Origin of the sequence: Mesorhizobium sp. M0166 (assembly GCF_040322255.1) — a bacterium.
Classification (GTDB): Bacteria; Pseudomonadota; Alphaproteobacteria; order Rhizobiales; family Rhizobiaceae; genus Mesorhizobium.
Map to the genome: position 1 here is coordinate 81,899 of NZ_JAMYTD010000003.1, position 18,493 is coordinate 100,391.

The 18,493-nt window shown below is 64.0% G+C and carries 18 protein-coding genes; 13 read left to right on the forward strand and 5 right to left on the reverse strand.

The genetic code is table 11. The annotated features are described in order from the left end of the window. Positions 1–119: 119 nt before the first annotated feature. A complete protein-coding gene (locus tag NKJ46_RS04980) occupies positions 120–1,283 on the reverse strand; it encodes a cysteine desulfurase family protein (protein WP_352662600.1) in 1,164 nt (387 codons plus the stop codon). Between the two features lie 237 nt (positions 1,284–1,520). Between NKJ46_RS04980 and NKJ46_RS04985 the strand changes: the two genes are divergently transcribed. Together NKJ46_RS04985 and NKJ46_RS04990 are read left to right on the forward strand one after the other, a co-directional pair. Then, a complete protein-coding gene (locus tag NKJ46_RS04985; protein ID WP_023674683.1) occupies positions 1,521–2,195 on the forward strand; it encodes an alpha/beta hydrolase in 675 nt (224 codons plus the stop codon). Positions 2,196–2,201: 6 nt separating this feature from the next. Next, the gene (locus NKJ46_RS04990) at positions 2,202–2,870 is read left to right on the forward strand and encodes an FMN-binding negative transcriptional regulator (protein ID WP_352662603.1); all 669 of its coding nucleotides are present in this window, start codon (positions 2,202–2,204) and stop codon (positions 2,868–2,870) included. Positions 2,871–2,911: 41 nt separating this feature from the next. Here NKJ46_RS04990 and NKJ46_RS04995 read toward each other — a convergent pair whose 3' ends face one another. The 3 genes from NKJ46_RS04995 to NKJ46_RS05005 form a co-directional block, all read right to left on the reverse strand. After that, positions 2,912–3,244 (reverse strand): lipid-A-disaccharide synthase N-terminal domain-containing protein, encoded by a 333-nt coding sequence (locus NKJ46_RS04995; RefSeq protein ID WP_023674681.1) that lies wholly within the window; start codon positions 3,242–3,244, stop codon positions 2,912–2,914. After that, positions 3,237–3,965, reverse strand: a complete 729-nt coding sequence (locus NKJ46_RS05000; protein ID WP_352662606.1) for a glycosyltransferase family 2 protein — start codon at positions 3,963–3,965, stop codon at positions 3,237–3,239. Before NKJ46_RS05000 ends, NKJ46_RS04995 begins: the two co-directional genes overlap by 8 nt. A gap of 116 nt (positions 3,966–4,081) precedes the next feature. Continuing rightward, positions 4,082–4,267, reverse strand: coding sequence for a hypothetical protein (locus NKJ46_RS05005; protein ID WP_352662609.1), 186 nt, complete (start codon positions 4,265–4,267; stop codon positions 4,082–4,084). Between NKJ46_RS05005 and tyrS the strand changes: the two genes are divergently transcribed. Beyond that, entirely contained in the window at positions 4,254–5,507 is a 1,254-nt protein-coding gene (tyrS, locus tag NKJ46_RS05010; protein WP_352662612.1) for a tyrosine--tRNA ligase, read from the forward strand. The two genes, NKJ46_RS05005 and tyrS, sit on opposite strands and share 14 nt — an antisense overlap. A gap of 77 nt (positions 5,508–5,584) precedes the next feature. Here tyrS and NKJ46_RS05015 read toward each other — a convergent pair whose 3' ends face one another. After that, complete coding sequence (locus tag NKJ46_RS05015; protein WP_352662615.1) at positions 5,585–8,962, reverse strand: hypothetical protein; 3,378 nt, start codon at positions 8,960–8,962, stop codon at positions 5,585–5,587. Positions 8,963–9,058: 96 nt separating this feature from the next. Here NKJ46_RS05015 and NKJ46_RS05020 point away from each other — a divergent pair, with 96 nt between their 5' ends. From NKJ46_RS05020 to NKJ46_RS05065, 10 genes are all read left to right on the forward strand, one after another. Next, entirely contained in the window at positions 9,059–9,526 is a 468-nt protein-coding gene (locus tag NKJ46_RS05020) for a peroxiredoxin (protein ID WP_352566127.1), read from the forward strand. Between the two features lie 138 nt (positions 9,527–9,664). Continuing rightward, positions 9,665–10,957: a M23 family metallopeptidase gene (locus NKJ46_RS05025; RefSeq protein ID WP_352662618.1), complete on the forward strand. Its 1,293-nt coding sequence runs from the start codon at positions 9,665–9,667 to the stop codon at positions 10,955–10,957. Between the two features lie 221 nt (positions 10,958–11,178). Further along, on the forward strand, positions 11,179–12,615 hold the full coding sequence (locus NKJ46_RS05030; protein ID WP_502903360.1) for an FAD-binding oxidoreductase: 1,437 nt from the start codon (positions 11,179–11,181) through the stop codon (positions 12,613–12,615). Beyond that, positions 12,612–13,352, forward strand: a complete 741-nt coding sequence (locus NKJ46_RS05035; RefSeq protein WP_352662624.1) for a FadR/GntR family transcriptional regulator — start codon at positions 12,612–12,614, stop codon at positions 13,350–13,352. The genes NKJ46_RS05030 and NKJ46_RS05035 overlap by 4 nt, the downstream gene beginning before the upstream one ends. 2 nt (positions 13,353–13,354) lie before the next feature. Then, positions 13,355–13,792 carry a VOC family protein gene (locus NKJ46_RS05040; protein WP_352662627.1) on the forward strand — a complete coding sequence of 146 codons (438 nt, stop codon included), beginning with the start codon at positions 13,355–13,357 and terminating at the stop codon, positions 13,790–13,792. A 90-nt stretch (positions 13,793–13,882) separates the two neighbouring features. After that, positions 13,883–14,911, forward strand: coding sequence for an ABC transporter substrate-binding protein (locus tag NKJ46_RS05045; protein WP_352663351.1), 1,029 nt, complete (start codon positions 13,883–13,885; stop codon positions 14,909–14,911). Continuing rightward, positions 14,911–15,684, forward strand: a complete 774-nt coding sequence (locus NKJ46_RS05050) for an ABC transporter ATP-binding protein (protein ID WP_352662630.1) — start codon at positions 14,911–14,913, stop codon at positions 15,682–15,684. The genes NKJ46_RS05045 and NKJ46_RS05050 overlap by 1 nt, the downstream gene beginning before the upstream one ends. Next, the gene (locus tag NKJ46_RS05055) at positions 15,681–16,436 is read left to right on the forward strand and encodes an ABC transporter permease (protein ID WP_352662633.1); all 756 of its coding nucleotides are present in this window, start codon (positions 15,681–15,683) and stop codon (positions 16,434–16,436) included. Before NKJ46_RS05050 ends, NKJ46_RS05055 begins: the two co-directional genes overlap by 4 nt. Before the next feature lie 120 nt (positions 16,437–16,556). Beyond that, on the forward strand, positions 16,557–17,723 hold the full coding sequence (locus NKJ46_RS05060) for an ROK family transcriptional regulator (protein WP_352662636.1): 1,167 nt from the start codon (positions 16,557–16,559) through the stop codon (positions 17,721–17,723). Then, positions 17,720–18,484 (forward strand): ATP-binding cassette domain-containing protein, encoded by a 765-nt coding sequence (locus NKJ46_RS05065; protein WP_352662639.1) that lies wholly within the window; start codon positions 17,720–17,722, stop codon positions 18,482–18,484. The genes NKJ46_RS05060 and NKJ46_RS05065 overlap by 4 nt, the downstream gene beginning before the upstream one ends. Positions 18,485–18,493 lie beyond the last annotated feature (9 nt).

The following is an 18,493-nucleotide window of genomic DNA, read 5'->3' on the forward strand; positions in this document are numbered from 1 at the left end:
CTTGGACACCCGAGGCAGCGTAAGTTTCATATAGTGCGTTCATGCCGGAAATTCACCCGGCCAAATGCGAACGCACGGCTCTACCAGGCCACAAGGGCCCAAATATTCCGTTGCCGCGCTCAGGCGGCCTTTTCCCTGTTTGCCCGCCGCGCGACGATCGTCGCCAGCGCCGAACGAAACAGCTCGATGTCTTCAGCGCTGGTCGCGTGGCCGATGGACACGCGCAGCGCGCCAAGGCCGTCGCCGTAACCCATGGCTTTCAGCACGTGACTCGGCCCGACTTTGCCCGACGAACAGGCCGATCCGGCCGACAGCGCCACGCCGGCCAGGTCGAAAGCGATCTGCGCCGTCTCGGCCTTGATGCCGGGAATAGCGAAGAACATGGTGTTGGCAAGCCTCGGAGCGCCGGTCCCGAAGATTTCGGCGTCTGGCACCTGCGTTTTCACCATCGCCTCGACTTCGTCGCGGCGCTGCCGCACCGCATCGATCGTTTGCAACCCGGCAAGCGCCTCGCGCGCCGCCGCGCCAAACCCAGCAATCGCCGCCAGGTTTTCAGTGCCGCCGCGATGGCCTTTCTCCTGGCCGCCGCCGCTGACCAGCGGTTTCGGCATCATCAAGTCCGACGCCGCGACAATGGCGCCGACGCCCTTGGGGCCGCCGATCTTGTGCGAGGAGAGAATCAAATAGTCTGCGTAACCCGCTGACATATCGAGCGGAATGCGGCCGGCCGCCTGCACCGCATCGACAACCAGGATGCCACCCGCCGCCTTGACGATTTCGGCAACGCGGCCAATCGGCTGGATCACGCCGGTCTCGTTGTTGGCGGCGTGGATCGCGACTAGCGGCAAACCGTCGGCCTTGTCATGCGCACTAAGTGCTGACGCCAAGGTGTCGAGCTTGGCGATGCCGTCGGCATCGACGCCGATCCGCGTTACCTGCCCCGCGGGGAAGCGCCCGCCATTGAGCAGGCAGGGATGGTCAGCCTCGGACACGTAAAGCCGGCTCATGCGGACGGCGCCGCGCCCCATCTGCCAGTCCGGCGTCAGCAGCGTCGAGGCCGCTTCCGTCGCGCCAGAGGTGAATACGACATGCTCGGCTTTGGCGCTGACCAGTCGCGCCACGTCGCGCCTGGCGTCTTCGATCAGCCGCCGCGCAGCGCGGCCCTCGGCATGGACCGAGGACGGGTTGGCGGCGATGTCGAGCGCAGCGACCACCGCCGCGCGCGCCGAGGCAAGCAGCGTCACGCTGGCGTTGTAGTCGAGATAGGCGCGTGCTCCGGCCATTTCCGTCCAACTGGTCCCTTCAAAAGCCGTTCCGCGAAGATAGCGCGTTATTTCCTTGAAATTGCAAGGCAAGACGTCCTATTTACGCGGCTTGCGGCGTGGGTGGCCGAGCCACAGCTTTTGGCCGCCCAGTTTTGAACAATTCTAAACTAGCTTCTAGAAAGACGCTCGCCCTGCGTCAAGGCCTAGGGAAAGTTGTTCCGGGCGCCGCGCAATTTATGCCAAGTGGAGTATTTCATGCCTGAGGTCATTTTCACCGGTCCGGCCGGCCGCCTGGAGGGTCGCTATCAGCCCTCGAAGGAAAAGAGCGCGCCGATTGCCATCGTCCTGCACCCGCACCCCCAGTTCGGCGGGACGATGAACAACAAGATCGTCTACGACCTCTTCTACATGTTCCAGAAGCGCAATTTCACCACGCTGCGCTTCAATTTCCGCGGCATCGGCCGCAGCCAGGGCGAGTTCGACCACGGCACCGGTGAGTTGTCCGACGCCGCCGCGGCGCTCGACTGGGTGCAGTCGCTGCATCCGGATTCCAAGAGTTGCTGGGTTGCCGGCTATTCGTTCGGCTCGTGGATCGGCATGCAGCTTCTCATGCGCCGGCCCGAGATCGAGGGCTTTATCTCGGTCGCGCCGCAGCCCAATACCTATGATTTCTCGTTCCTGGCGCCATGCCCGTCGTCCGGCCTGATCATCCATGGCGATGCCGACAAGGTCGCGCCGCCCAAGGACGTGCAGGGCCTGGTCGACAAGCTGCACACGCAAAAGGGCATTACCATCACCCAGAAGACCTTGCCCGGCGCCAACCATTTCTTTGCCAACCATGCGGAGCTTCTGATCGAGGAATGCGCGGACTATCTCGATCGCCGGCTGGCCGGGGAACTGTCCGACCCACGGCCGAAGCGGCTGAGATAATCGGCGATGTACCAACCACCTCACTTTCAGGAAACACGGCCGGACGTCCTGCACGGGCTGATCCGGGCGCATCCGCTTGGCCTGCTGGTGTCGAACGGCACCGAGGGGCCGGTCGCCAACGCAATTCCCTTTCTTCTAGACGCGCCCTCCCTGCTCAACGCGGATGTGCCGCCGAATGGCAGGCTGCGCGCACATCTGGCGAAAGCCAATCCGCAATGGCGGCTTTTGGCCGACAATCCCCTGGCGCCGGTGCTGGTCGTCTTCCAGGGCGCCGACGCCTATGTGACGCCGTCCTGGTATGAGACCAAGCGTGAAACCGGCAAAGTGGTACCGACCTGGAACTACGCCATCGTCCAGGTGCGCGGCATCGTCACGGTGATCGAAGACCAGGATTGGCTGGCCGAGCAGATTTCCGATCTGACGATGTCGCAGGAGGGCAACCGCTCGGCGCCATGGGCGGTAACCGACGCGCCGGCGCCCTTCATCCAGTCGCAGATCAAGGGGATCGTCGGCCTGGAAATCGAAATCACCGAAATCAGCGGCAAATGGAAAGTCAGCCAGAACCGCCCGGCCGCCGACCGCGTCGGTGTCGCCGAGGGGCTCGAGAGCGAGACTGCCGATTCGGCCGACATGGTCCGGCTGGTAAGGTCCTACGGCGGGCTGGACGGCAAGTAATCTGGATTGCTTGCTCGACCGGTTTCAGGCCGGTCGTGGGCTCAATCGACCTTGGTCATCGCCGCCTTTCGCTCGTTGGCGATCAGCCAGAGATTGCGGATATAGATCAACAGGCCCATGGCCTGGCCGGCGATGAACACCGGATCCTGACGCTGGATGGCGTAGATCAGCAGCAGGCCACCGCCGAACAGCGAAAAGAACCAGAAGGCGATCGGCACGACGCTGCGCTTGGCCTTTTCCGACGCCACCCACTGCACCAGAAAGCGCATGGTGAAGAAGAACTGGGCGACGAAGCCGAGCAGAACCCAGGCATCGAATTGCTTGACGAAAACATCGTGAAGCCAGGTCGCCAATTCCTGAAGCACGTTACCCATGCTTGATTTCCTCTACTTTGGGCATTCTGCGGCGCCTGCGGCGCAGCCACCAGACGCCGGCAAGATCGAGCACGCCCTGAAGGCCGCGATCGAAGATGCCGTAATTCGATTTGCCGTGACGGCGGGAGCGGTCGACGACGTCGCAATGGACGACGCGGTAGCCCTCCTGGATGACCAGCGCCGGAACAAAGCGGTGGGTGCCGTCGAAGAACGGCAATTTCCGCAAGATGTCGGTGTGGATCGCCTTGAGGCCGCAACCGGTATCCCGCGTCTCGTCGTGCAGGATGGCTTTTCTCAGCCCGTTAGCGAAACGCGACGCCAGTTGCTTGATCTTGCTGTCGCGGCGCTTCAGACGCTGTCCCTGCGCGGCCCCGACTTCGGGACCAGCCTGCCGCAGCGCGTCGATCAACACTGGGATATAACCGGGGTCGTTCTGACCGTCGCCGTCGATGGTGGCGACGATATCGCCGCGCGCCGCCCAGGCGCCTGAACGCACCGAAAGCGACTGTCCGGCGGATTTTTCATGCCTGAGATGGCGCAGCGGAAACCGGCGAAGCGCTGCTTCTGCGGCAAGCACCGAAGGCGTATCGTCGGTCGAGCCATCGTCGACGACAATGACTTCGAAGTCGCGCCCGGCCATGGCAATGCCGATCTCGTCGAGCAGAAGCGGCAGGTTCGCCGCCTCGTTCCGGCAAGGAATGACGATGGATATCTCCGGCATCTCGACTCTGTCACAGGATATGGCATTCGATCGATGCCGCGCGGTCCAGAGGAAGAGCCCCGCTGGCGCGGCGCCTCATTACGCCAGCCGAAACAATGACGCAAGCAGGCCGCACGCTATCCGCGCGGACGCAAAACCGGATTCCACTTTTGCTGATCGCGCAAAGCAATCCGAAGCGCGATCGGACGCAAAACCGGATTCCACTTTTGCTGATCGCGCTTGAGTGCTAAACGCCCGCCTTCATGCATAGCCGGGCCGCGTTCGGCCGGAAGCCTTTCGGGAAAGAAAATGTCCGCCTTCAAATCCGATTTCCTGCGCACCATGAGCGAGCGCGGTTTCATCCACCAGACCTCGGACGATGCCGGCCTCGACCAGCTTTTCGCCACGGAAACGGTGAGCGCCTATATCGGCTTCGACGCCACCGCGAGGAGCCTGCATGCCGGGTCGCTGATCCAGATTATGATGCTTTACTGGCTGCAGCAGACCGGCCACCGGCCGATCGCGCTGATGGGCGGCGGCACCTCGATGATCGGCGATCCGTCGTTCAAGGACGAGGCGCGCAAGCTTTTGACGCCGCAGGACATCGAGAACAATCTCGCCGGCATCCGCCGCAACTTCATGCCCTACCTCAAATTCGGCAGCGGGCCCAACGACGCCGTCATGATCAACAATGCCGACTGGCTGATGGATATCAACTACGTCAATTTCCTGCGCGATGTCGGCCGGCATTTTTCGGTCAACCGCATGCTGGCCTTCGATTCGGTCAAGCTCCGGCTGGATCGCGAGCAGTCGCTGTCGTTCCTCGAATTCAATTACATGATCCTGCAGGCCTATGACTTCGTCGAGCTCTACAAGCGCCTCGGCTGCCGGCTGCAGATGGGCGGCTCCGACCAGTGGGGCAACATCGTCAACGGCATCGATCTCGGCCATCGCATGGAAGGCGCGCAGCTCTATGCGCTGACGACGCCGCTGCTCACCACGTCGTCCGGCGCCAAGATGGGCAAGTCGGCCTCGGGCGCGGTCTGGCTCGATGCGGAGATGTTGAGCCCGTACGAGTTCTGGCAATATTGGCGCAACACCGAGGATGCCGATGTCGGCCGTTTCCTCAAGCTCTACACGACCCTGCCGCTCGCCGAGATCGCACGTCTCGAACGGCTCGGCGGCTCGGAGATCAACGAAGCCAAGAAGATCCTCGCCACCGAAATCACCGCCATGCTGCATGGCCGCGAGGCGGCGGAGGAGGCCAGCGAAACGGCGCGTAAGACGTTCGAAGAAGGGGCGCTCGCCGAAACACTGCCGACCGTCGAGGTGGGCAGGGCCGATCTTGAAGCCGGCGTCGGCATATTGTCGCTGTTCGTCACCGCCGGGCTGGCTGGGTCGAACGGCGAGGCACGGCGGCATATCCAGGGCGGCGCCGTGCGCCTCAACGACCAGCCGGTTTCCGACGATCGCAGGATGGTGACGCTGCAGGACCTTGGCCCGGAAAACGTCGCAAAGCTATCGCTCGGCAAGAAGAAGCACGTTCTGGTGCGGCCGGTTTGACGCTCAAAGTTGCTGTCGGCGAAGGATCACTGCAGAGCGATTTTATTCCGAGCCATCGCCGCCTACCTTACCCCGCCTCAGCGATACTCGAAGATCGACCGGAATATCCCGGGCGCGATTACCGATAGCGGATTGACGTCGAGGATTGGCTTGTTGGCGTTGCCCCTGAGTCTGTAGGTGACGCCGATCAGGCCGCGGTCGCGTCCGTTGCCGAGCAGCGCGCCGATCAGCGGCAGTTCGCCGAAGATGCGGTTTACGCCGTAGGCCGGCATGAACGTGCCGGTCATGTCCATGTTGTTGTTCTGGTCGTAGAGCGTGCCCTGGAAGGTGGTGCCGATGCGCGAGCCGCGCAGCACGCCGTTGCGCAGCTTGAGATAGCCGCTGCCCTTGTCGATCTCGCTGAAACCGCGCTCGAACTTCACCCTCGACGTGTCGAGATTGCCTTTGACCGCCTCGTTGAGGCTGCGGCTGTCGCCGGCCGGCGTCGTCGATACGATCGAGGCGAGCTTCGGCTCGTTGACGACAAAGAAGTTCTTGGCGTCGACCTGGCCTTTCATCGGACCGTCGCCGGCCCCGGTGAGCGCCAGCGTGATCGAGCCGCCTTCCATATGCTCGTAGATGTTGAGGAAGCGTAGTATGGCGCCGGCGTCGGCCGACTTCATGTTGAGCGTTCGCAGGCCGTCGCCGGTCGTGTTGCTGACAGTAATCGCGGCTCCCGAACTTGCGGTGGCGCTCACCCTGAGCCCGTTTACCCTGGAGCCGGCGGCGCTGTAGTCGAGCTTCAGATTCGACAGCACCTCGTCATGGAAGCCGGTCAGGGAGCTGACGTCGGCGCTGACCGAGATCGTATCGACGCCGGTGGTCTTGGTGGCGGTATCGACGTCGGACGTGAATTGCTTGATCAGCGAGCGTGCGTCCAGCGCGCTGCCGCTGACCTCGACCGCATAGGCCTTGCCTGACCGCTTCACCGAGACGGCGACGTCGTCGCCCCTGTTCAACGTGACCTTGCTGAACCGGGCCGAGGACAAGGCTCCGTTGACCAGCACCGCGCTGCCGTCGATGGAGAAGGTCTTGCCGTCGAGTTCGAAATTGGACAGCGTCGTGGTGTCGCCGGTCTTCGTCATGGCGAAGACGACCTTGGCGGGAATGCCGGGCCCCTTGCTCCAGCCAGCCCAGGGAATGTCCAGCCTGGCATTGGTCAGGTCGGCCGACACGTTCTGGTTGCCGGTGCCACTCTTGTCGATCGCCACCTTGATGGTTCCGGAAAGCAGCGTCGACAGGCCAGGCATGGCGATGGCGCGCGTCTTGTCGTCGAGCACCAGCGCCACTTTGCGGCTGCGCGGCGGGCCGCCATCCCTGAGCGGCTCAATCAGGTCGAGTTCGGCCGGAATGCCGTTGAGCAGTGCCTTGGCCGAGATCACCGCCCGGTCGGGCGCGACCGTGATCGAGCCGTCGGCATGGCTGACCGTCTGGCCCTCGAACGGCTTGCCCAGCGACAGATCCTTGTAATCGAGCGCCACCAGCCAATCCAGTTTGGACGAGTCGACACCGGACTGCAGCGGAATATCGGCCTTGACGTGGCCGGTCACCGTGCCGGACAGGTCGTCCGGCAGCAGGCCGACATGGCGCATGGCGTTGATCGGGTCAAACGATGCCAGTTCGGCGATTGCCGGCGCCTCGCCGGCGACATCGATATCGAGCGCGCCGATCACCGGCGGATGGTTCGCCGCCTTGACGGTGAGCGTGCCGTTGCTCGCCGCCACCGTGCGGCCGCTCGGCATATAGACGCTGCCCGAGGACAGCGCGACGTCGACGTCGTTGCCGTGGAAGCCGACGACGCCGACGGCATCGCGGATCGGCGGAATGCGGCCGGCCGTGTCGAAGCGCGATCCTTCGACCTGGAATCGGCCGAACACTTCATCGGCTGAAAGCGGCACGCCGTTACCGAGCCGTCCGGGTACGACCTGGAATTGCAGGCTGCCATCGACGACGCGGCCGCCGAACAGGTTCTTAAGCACCCACAGCCTGGCATTGCGCGCCGAAAACCATGGCCATAATTGCTTGACGTGCGAGACCGGCATGTCGTGGACATTGAGCGCGACCGATATGCCCGGCGCCTGGTTGGCGACGAATGAAACCGAAGCCGTGCCCAGCACTTCGCTGCCCGGGCCGGAGCGGACGCCGATCTGCTCGGCGACCAGCTTTTGGCTGGTCGGCTGGTAGACGCCGGCGATACGGGCAATGAAGCTGAGTGCCGGCTCCGGCGAATCCGAAGGCGCCAGGGTCGATCCGTCGCTGGTCAGGTCGTAACGATAGGATGGCTCCTCGCCTGCTGTGCCGGTAGCCGGCTTCGGCCCGATCGAACCGGCGAAATCGAAGGTCGAGCGGCCGGTTTTCACCAGCAAACTGTCGACCTGGATCTTGTTCGAGCCTGCGACGAGCGTCGCATCGAGATCGATGTCGGCCGGGAGCAGGCCGCGCGAACCGAGATCGAGCACCGACCCGGTCAGCGACAGGCCAGCGGTCAGCCGCGAGCCGTTTTCGCCGGCTCCTTCCGACCCCGCCAGCTTCAAGGCGATCGCACCCAATTTGCCACCTGCTGCCGCAGCGTCGGCATCCGCCGCCAGGATACTGGCGTCCAGCGTGGTGATGCGTCGCGTCGCCGGATCGCGGGTGGCGGAAGCGGCGATGGTAAGCGCCCTGCCGTCGACATCGGCGTCGGATGAAAACTCCATGCTTCCCGGTCCCGACTGCGAGACGGAGGCATCGGCGATGGTGACCGACTTGACCGATCCGGTCTCGGGCAGTGCCAGCTCGACATTGCGCAGATCGATCTGGCGCATCGAATCCTCGCGCACCGCATCGAGCGCGCGGTTGAGATTGGCGAAGACGGCGGCGGAAAGTTTTTCCGGATCGATGAGGCCGTCCTGGTTGCGCAGCCCGGCCGTCCGGTCGCCGCCGGACGGCATCGCCGCCATGACGATGTGCGCGTCGGAAATCCGGGCGCTGGTCAGCCGTACCTCGCCCGAAAGCAGCGGGATCAGCCGGATGCCGAAGCGGACCCGGCCGGCATCGGCCATCGGTTTTCCGTCGGCGGTCTTGAGGCTGATGTCGCTCACCTGCAGCGCAATGAAGCTCGACCCGTCAAGCGTCAGCCGGGCCGGCCCGACGGCAACGTCGACATCGAAGCCGGCCAATTTCTCGATTGCCGTTTCGGCTTCCGCGCGAAGCCGCTCCGAGCCGAAGCCGGACACGCCGATCGCATAGACGCCGGCGGCGGCCAGCAGCACAAGGGCGAAGAGGCCGGCAAACAGCCGCGCCATCAAACGAACGCCGCGACCGATCGACGCCTGCCCAAGCGGCGGGACGCGGCACGCGGACGGAAAGGTTCCCAGGTCGGTGATCTCGTCACGCCTGAACCTGATCTTCTCGTGCTGCGGTAGCTCCTGATCCACGCAATCTTCCGTTGAAACGAATTCGATCGTGGACGAATCCCCGCTCGACATTATATCGATGCAGCCTGGCGCGTAACCTCAAACAAGGGCATCGGTATGGCTGACCTCGACGTGGGCGATGTTGCGCCGCAATTCGATCTTCCGCGCGATGGCGGCGGTTCACTCAGCCTCGCCGCACTGCTGGGAAAGCCCATCGTACTCTATTTCTACCCACAGGACGACACCACAAGCTGCACCAACGAGGCGATCGGCTTTTCGCAGTTGAAGCCGGAGTTCGAAAAGGCCGGCGCTGTCGTCATCGGGCTGTCGCCGGACAGCATCAAAAAACATGACAAATTCAAGGCGAAATACGATCTGAGCGTCGACCTTGTCGCCGACGAGGAGCGCAAGGTGATCGAGGCTTACCATTTGTGGGTGGAAAAGAAGCTCTACGGCCGCACCTATATGGGCGTCGAGCGGGCGACGTTCCTGATTGGCCGCGACGGACGCATCGCCAGGATCTGGCGCAATGTCCGCGTCAAGGGGCACGCCGAAGACGTGCTGGAGGCGGTTCGCGCAATTTGAGAGCTGCGCCAGGCCGCTGCAATTCGATACCCGTTTTGCGCGAAGACCTTTGGCTGTCGTTCGATCCGGCAAAACTTTGTTAACCCTAATAATGTGTAATCAGGCTCGTCGTTGGTGTCGTAACGAAAGCTTGGTCCCGTGAACGTAGCCAGTCAGTCAGCGGTCTTCGGCAGACGCAAAGAGCCCCACACGGTCATCATCGCCCGGGGCGACCAGATAAGGCATTTCACCATACGCCCGTGGCTTGCGGCATTTTGCGGCTCGGCGCTGGCAGCGATCGTCATTGGCTACTTGCTGGCGACCTCCTATCTGGTGCTGCGCGATGATCTGATCGGCGCCACGACGGCGCGGCAGGCGCGCATGCAGCAGGCCTACGAAGACCGCATCTCGGCACTGCGCAGCCAGGTCGACCGCATCACCAGCCGCCAGCTACTCGATCAGCAGCTGATGGAAACCAAGGTCAGCGAGCTGCTGGAACGGCAGAGCCAGCTCAGCCTGCGTCACGGCCGCCTCGGCCCGATCCTCGAACGAGCCGAAAATGAGGTCGCAACGCCGCCCGTGCCGACGGCAAAGCCGGACGAACATGCCGACGCGACCGGCAGCATCCAGCCGACGGCCTATTCAGTCGCCAGCCTTGCGGCCCCGCTTGCCGCTCCTGTGGGCGTTGACGACACCAGGCCGTTCTCCCTGTGGTCGACCCGCGCCGATCCGCTGCCGAGCGAAAGCGCGGCCGACCGGGCAGACAAGCTCTTCGTTTCGATCAACAACTCGCTGAAGGCCATCGAGAGCCAGCAGCTCACCCGTATCGCGACGCTCGCCGACAATGCCTACAAGAGCGCCGACGCGATCTCGCAGGCGCTCGAGGCCGCCGGCCTGCCGGTCGACAGCGAATTCGAAAAGAGCGATGTCGGCGGTCCGCTGATACCGCTCGACAGTTCGTTGGTCTTCGACAGCAAGGTCAAGGAGTTGGACGAAGCGCTTGACGCGCTGGATCATCTGAAAAAGGAAGCGCGCCGGCTGCCGCTCGCCAACCCCGCGCCCGGCCATAGCGTCACCAGCCCGTTCGGCGTGCGCACCGACCCCATCCTCGGCACGGCCGCCTTGCATTCCGGCATGGATTTCAGGGCGCCGGTCGGTATGCCTGCCAAGGTCACGGCAGCCGGCGTCGTCGTCAAGGCCGGCTGGAACGGCGGCTACGGCCGCATGGTCGAGGTCGACCACGGCAACGGTTTTGTGACGCGTTACGGGCATCTCAGCGAAATCGACGTCGCCGTCGGCCAGAAGCTCGATGCCGGAGACGTCGTCGGCAAGACCGGCAATAGCGGCCGCTCGACCGGCCCGCATCTGCACTACGAGGTTCGCCACAATGGCGAGGCGATCGACCCGCTGCGGTTTTTGACCGTCGGCAAGAAGGTCGAGCGGTACCTCTAGGAGCCGGGCTGTTCCCCAGACGAACCAGCAATTGACCGGCATCGGCCGGCGCAGCCACGCTAGGCAGCCTCGCGTAAGTATCCTCCGGCGACCGCCCTTTGCTCTCTTCTCCTAACAAACATTTCGGCTCCAGCCCTTGATGGCTTGCGCCCGCAGCGTTGACTCGCGCGCGGTTGTAGGATGATATGTATAAGCCTACGCCTTAGCCCAAAAGGCTTGTAATGACCGTTCATGGTGTCCCGCCTGAAATTCTGAATGCCTTGGAGGGCGCCGTCGGACGAAGCGGCGTGGCTGCCGATGCTGCCGGTATGGCGAAATATCTTGGGGACTGGTCCGGGGATCATCGCGGCGGAGCCCTTGCAGTGCTGAAGCCTGCTTCGGTCAGCGAAGTCCAGGCCGTGGTGCGGCTCTGCGGCACGCTTGGGCTCGGAATCATCCCGCAAGGCGGGAACACAGGGCTGGTGGCGGGCGCGATCGACATCGACAGCCGTGGCGCGGTCGTCGTCAGTCTGGAGCGGTTGAACGGCATCCGTCTCGTCGACGCCGACAATTTCATCCTGCAGGCCGACGCCGGCTGCATCCTGCAGCACATCAAGGATGCGGCAGAGGCACAGGATTGCCTGTTTCCGCTGGCGCTCGGCGCGCAGGGAAGCTGCCAGATCGGCGGCAATGCGGCCAGCAATGCCGGCGGCACCAACGTGCTGCGCTATGGCATGGCGCGCGATCTCATCCTCGGCCTCGAAGTCGTCCTGCCCGACGGCGAGTTGTGGAGCGGCTTTTCCGGCCTGCGCAAGGACAATCGCGGCTACGACCTGAAGCAGCTCTTCATCGGCAGCGAAGGAACGCTCGGCATCATCACCGGCGTCGAGCTCAAGCTGTTCCCTAAACCGGCCCGGGTCGAGACCGCCTATCTCGGTCTCGCCTCGTTCGAAGCGGCCATCACCCTGTTCCGGCAGGCTCGTCGGGCCTCATCCGATCTGATTTCGGCCTTCGAGATCATCGGTTCGGAGTGCATCGACCTCGCCCGCTTGATCGATGCCGACATCGTTTCGCCGGTCGAAGCTCCCGTCCACGTGCTGATCGAACTCTCCGCAAGCGCCGCGGTCGATCTGCGCTCCATGCTGGTCGATTTCCTGGCCGGAGCCATGGAGAGCGGCCTGGTTGCCGATGCCGTCGTTGCTGAAAGCATCGCGCAGGCCAGGGCGTTCTGGGCCATCCGGGAGGGCTTGGTCGAGGGCCAGGCAAAGCGCGGCTACCATGTGCGCACCGACCTTGCGGTCAGGATATCGGACATCCCTGTCCTCATCGATCAGGCCCGCCAATTAGTGGCGCTGGAACATCCCGGCTGGCTGCCGCAGGCCTATGGCCATGCCGGCGACGGCAATATCCATTTCAACGTCCTGCCACCGTCTGGGCTCGCCGAGGGTGAAGCTCGTGCCCAGGGCGCGGAGATCACCGCCGGACTCTACCAGATCGTCGGCGCACTTGGCGGCTCGATCAGCGCCGAGCACGGTATCGGCCGCACCCGCCACCGCACTTTCTGGGCCGGCCTGGCGCCTGCCCATCGCCGGCTCGTCACGGCGTTCAAGAGAACGATCGACCCTCAGGGATCGATGAATCCCGGCTGCCTGCTGCCATCGACGGAGACCTTTCCATGAAGCAAAGACTGGCCGCTATCGGCACGGTGGAGGCGCTGCCGCATCGCGTCGCCGCATTCCTCAGCCGCGAGATCGAATCCGGCGAGCTCAATCCAGGCACGCGGCTGCCGACCGAGCAGCAGCTCTCGGAAAAATTCGGCGTCAGTCGCAATGTGGTGCGCGAGGCGATCGCTCAACTCAGGGCCGATGGCATGATCGAAGCCCGGCAAGGCGTCGGCGCCTTCGTGCTGGCGCCGGAGCAGCGCGCGTCGATCCGCATCGATGGCGAGGCGCTGAAAGCGACCGGGAATATGGAGCGGCTGTTCGAGCTGCGTTGCATACTGGAAGCCGAGTCAGCTGCGCTCGCCGCCGAACGGCGCGGGCAGGAGCACCTCGACGCAATCAAGGCGGCGCTAGACCGGATGAGCGGCGAGGAGCGCTGGGAAGAAGGCAGTATCGACGCCGATCTTTTGTTCCATCGCGAGATCGCGCGGGCGACCGGCAACAACTACATCCACACCTTTATTTCCTTCGTTTGCGAGCAGATCCGCCGCTCGATCCACTACGCCCGCCTCACCAATCCGCTGCACGACCTGGTCGAAGTCAATGTTGGGGAGCATGTGCGCATCTACGAGGCGCTGGTCGCGGGCGATCCCACGGCCGCCGAGGCGGCGATGCGCGCCCACATCATCGGCGCCGCCGACCGCGTCGGCGTCAAGCTGCCGGCATCGCGCGCCGCGCACAGCACAGGGAGATAGCCATGCCGGTCGGAGGCGCATATGCGATTTCGGACGTCTGCCTGCTCGTCGAAAACATCGAGCGGACGGTTGAATTTTACGTCGAGAAACTCGGCTTTCGCCTGCGGCGCCGCGCCGAGGGCTTTGCCGACTTCCATGGCAAAGGCGTCACACTGGCGGCGTGGGAGATCGACCACATCAACCGGCACACCGGCGTCTCGAAATTGAGGTCGCCGCGCCAGGCGCACAAGGTCTGCGTGGCGGTCAGGCTAGACGCGCCCGGCGAGATCGACCGGCTCCATGGCGAACTGGCAGCCAAGGGCGTCCCCTTCTACGGCCCGCCGGAGGATTATGTCTGGAACGCGCGCTGCGCCTATTTCACCGATCCCGACGACACGCTTTGGGAACTATACGCCTGGCTCGACGGCGGCCCCGGCGACTATCACGACGAACAGCCGTAGACGACGCCGCGCCACGGGAACGGCGCGCAATGAAGAGACGAGAACGTCTTGCAACAGGAGCGAAAAATGAGTGGGAACAGAGACTACGACATGAACCGCCGCAGCTTCGTGAAAGCCGGCTTCGCCGCCGTCGCGGCAGCTTCGGCCGGAATGCAGCTCGTGCTGACGCCCGGCGCCAGGGCTGCCGGAAAGGTCGTCATCCAGTATGATTGGCTGATGTCCAACGGCCAGATCGGCGACATCGCTGCCGTCGCCAACGGCTATTTCAAGGACGTGGGCCTCGAGGTGGAATTCAGCCCGGGCGGTCCCAATGCGGCGACGGTGCCGCCTGTGATTTCGGGCGCTGCACAACTTGGCCAGTTTTCCGAAACGCCCCAGCTCTACGCGGCGCGTGCCAGCGGCGTGCCGGTGAAGATCATCGCCTGCGGTTTCCGCACCGGTCCCTATGCCTTCACCTCGAAGCCTGCCAAGCCGATCCGCGGCGTGGCCGACCTCAAGGGCAAGAAGATCGGCATCCAGCCTACGGCGCGCTTCGTCATCGACGAGATCCTGGCCAAGAACGGCATTGATGCGTCCGAGGTCACCGTCGTCAATGTCGGCTTCGACAAGGCGCCGCTGGTGCGCGGCGACGTCGACGCGATTGGCGGATGGATCACCAACACCCAGGCGCTGAGCGTCGTCGGCGACGACAGGATCGATCTTCTGGTGCGCGATCTCGGGCTGAACTCCTATGCCGACGTCTATTTCGCTACCGACACCGCGATCGAACAGGATGCGGAAACGCTGGCGAAATTCATCGGCGCCGTCGCCAAGGGCTGGGGCTGGGTGCACGCCAATCCGCAGGAAGCCGTCAAGAAAATGGTCGAGGCCTATCCGGAAATGGACCTCGGTTGGGAGCAGAAGACGATCAATCTGGTGCTGAAACTTTCCTTCGACGGTGCAACCGCCAAGGACGGATGGGGAACCTTCGATCCCGCCTCGATCGAGGAGCAGCTGGCACTGCTGGACAAGGTCGGCCAATACCCGAACGGCCGGCCCGCGGCAGCCGATGTCTACACCACCAAGATACTCGAATTGTCGGCCCCCGACCGACCCAAGCTCGACGCGCCCGCCGCTTGATGGCGAACGCGATCGAGGCCCGCAGGCTGGATGTCGGCTATGGCGGCCGGCAGCCGATGGTGAAAGTGCTCTCCGGTCTCGACCTGTCGGTCGAGGCCGGCTCCTTCCTGTCGATCCTTGGACCTTCGGGATGCGGCAAGTCGACCTTGCTCCGGGTAGTCGCGGACCTGCTCGATCCGCTCGGCGGCTCGATCAGCGTGCTTGGCGAGACACCGCATGCTGTCCGTTCGCGGCGCGATGTCGGTTTCGTCTTCCAGGACTCGACCCTGCTGCCCTGGCGCACCGTGCGCGACAACGTCCGCCTGCCGCTCGATGTCGGACAGGGACGCCTGACCCGGACAATAGACGATCGAACCGACGAGCTGCTTGATCTGATGGGGCTTGCCGGGTTCGGTGAGCGTCTGCCGCACCAATTGTCCGGCGGCCAGCGCCAGCGCGTGGCGATCGCCCGGGCGCTGCTCGGGCAACCTAGGCTGCTTTTGATGGACGAGCCTTTCGGCGCGCTGGACGAGATCACCCGCGACCGCCTCAACGACGAGCTTTTGTCGTTGTGGCGGCGCACCGGCACGACCATTCTTTTCGTTACTCATTCGATCGCCGAAGCGGCCTATCTCGGAGAACGGGTCATCGTTCTCGCCGCCAATCCGGGCCGCCTGGCCAGGGACCTCGACATGCGGCCGTTCAAGCAGGCGGGCAACCGCTGTTCGCGCGAGGATCCGGCGATCGTTGCCGCGATGGCCGAACTGCGCGGCGCGCTGGAACAGGCCTCATGAGGCAGGCGCCCTTGCCATCGGCGCTGGCCGTCGCCCTGCCCGTTTTTGGCGCGGCTTCGATCCTGCTCGCCTGGCAGTTCCTGCTGCCATGGCTCGGCGTGCCGGCCTATATCGTGCCGACGCCGACGGCCATATCAGGCGTGTTCCGGAAGAGTCTCGCTATACTGCTCAGCAATCTCTGGCCGACGCTGATCGAGGCACTGGCGGGATTTGTCATCGGCAATCTCGCCGGTGTGCTGCTGGCGGTGGTTTTCGTGCACAGCCGCATCCTGCAGGCCGCCTATTTTCCGGTCGTGCTGTTCTTCAACACCATTCCCATCCTGGCGCTGTCCCCGATTATCATCCTGATCTTCGGGCTCGGCATGACGCCGAAGATCGTGATCGCTGCGGTGATCTGCTTCTTCCCGACGCTGGTCAACATGATCCGCGGGCTGGACTCGGCCAGCGACAACGAGCACGAACTGTTCCGGGTGCTATCGGCTACGCGCTGGGAGATCTTCTGGAGCCTGCGCCTGCCAAGAGCATTGCCGATGCTGTTCTCCTCGCTGAGAATTGCTTCGGCCACGGCCGTGATCGGCGCCATTGTCGGCGAGTGGATCGGGTCGGATAAGGGCCTCGGCGCGCTCATCATCCAGGCGACCTTCAACTATCAGTCGGACCGGCTCTATGCGGCGATCGTGCTGTCGTCTTCGCTGTCGATCGCGCTGTTTGCGATCGTGGTTCTGCTGGAGCGACGTACCATCCGCTACTGACCGTGCAGTTGAGCGGCCATCCGCCGGCTTCGCTCAGCGCGGCTGTCGATTTATTTTTGAATTCCATTTGACTGAATAAATCTTCGGTGCCAGTCTGGCCTCTCTCGAGGGCGCAAAGGCATGGCACTGCGGGGGACCAATCAGGAGTTCGGGCGGCCGTATAACCGGCGCATCGTGCTCGAATCGATCCGCCTTCATGGCCCGATCGCCCGTGGCGACATTGCCAGGCGGGTCGGGCTCACGGTGCAGACGGTGTCGACCATCGTTCGCGAGTTGGAAGAACACGGTTACGTGCTGTCGCTGCGCGAAGAGCCCAAGGGGCGCGGACTGCCGCCGGCAACGCTGCGCATCAATCCGGAAGGCGGCTATGCCGTCGGCATCCACGTCACCCCACTGGGCATCAATGCCGCGCTGATCAACCTCAGCGGCGATGTCATCGAGAGCACCTACCGCGAAGCCCCAAATGCAACGCCCGACCACGCTTTCGAGCTGATCGGTGCCATGGTGCTCGAATTGACCGTATTGCGGCCCGGTGGCCGCGTTCTCGGCATCGGCATGGCGCTGCCCGGCCCGTTCGGCGTGGAGTCCATGAGCTTTGTCGGACCGACCACTATGACCGGCTGGAAAGATGTGGCACTGCGCGAGCGGCTGGCCGCCTCGACCGGGCTGCCGGCCTTTTTCGAAACCGACATGGCGGCGGCTGCGATCGGCGAGCGCCTTTATGGCCTCGGCACGGCATATTCCGAGTACTACTATCTCTATTTCGGCGTCGGTCTCGGCGGCGTCATGGTGCATGACGGGGCCGCATTGCGCGGCGCCTGGGGAAATGCCGGCGAGATCGGCCACATTCCCGCAGTGCCGGGCGGCGAGCCCTGCCCGTGCGGCAATCGCGGCTGCCTCGAACGGTATCTCTCGCTCGAGGCGCTGCGGCGCCGCAACATCGCCGACGCCGACTGGGTGAGCGAGATCGCGCCGATCTTCCGCAACGCCGTCACCATCATCGAAAATCTGTTCGACCCCGAAACCATCATCCTCGGCGGGCTTGCCTCAACCGATCTGCTCGAAAGGCTTGCCGGCGCGGCCGCGCACCTGCCCAATTCGGTCTCGGCGCGAAGCGACCGCACGACGCCCCGCGTCAGCGTCGCGCGCGGCGGCCAGCATGCGGTGTTGCGCGGCGCCGCCGCACTTGCCGTCTCAGGAGTGCTTTCGCCACGCTTCGGCCAGATCTTCACCGCCGAGCGCGAACGCGGGCGGGATCTCCTGCACAACAAGGGGATCGCGGCATGAGCGAACCGCTGCTGGTGCTCGATAACGTTGCCAAGAATTACGGTGCCATCGAAGCGCTGAAAGGCATCAGCTTTTCGATCGGCAAGGGCGAAGTGGTGGCGCTTCTGGGCGACAACGGCGCCGGCAAATCGACGCTGGTCAAGATCATTGCCGGCGGCCTTGAGCCGACTTCCGGCCGCATGCTTTTCGAGGGCAAGGAATTCCTCGCCAAATCTCCCGCCGAGGCCAAGGCCGCGGGGATCGAGACGGTCTACCAGGACCTGTCGCTTTGCACCAATGTCGACGTGGTCGCCAATTTCTTCATGGGCCGCGAGATCACCAGGAAGGTTCTCGGCATTCCGGTGCTCGACGAGCGCGCCATGGAGCAGGTGGTGCAAAAGGCGCTGGCCAGCGCCGGCACCCGCATTCCCTCGCTTCGCACCAATGTCGAGCACCTTTCCGGCGGCCAGCGGCAGGCCATCGAGCTCAACCGGTTCGTGCATTTCGGCGGCAAGCTGGTGCTTCTCGACGAGCCGTTCGCGGCGCTCGGCGTCGAGCAGACGCGGCGCGGCCTCGACATGATCCGTCAGGTGGCGAGCCAGGGCATCGGTGTCGTCATCATCACCCATATCATGCAGCAGGCCTTCCAGGTCGCCGACCGGATCGTGGTGATCCGGCAGGGCGTCGTGGCTGGCGATGTCGCACGCAACAAAACAAGTCCCGACGCGGTGATCAACATGATCACCGGAGAGACGCTCGTCGGTGCCGGACCGGCGAGCTGAGGGACAAAT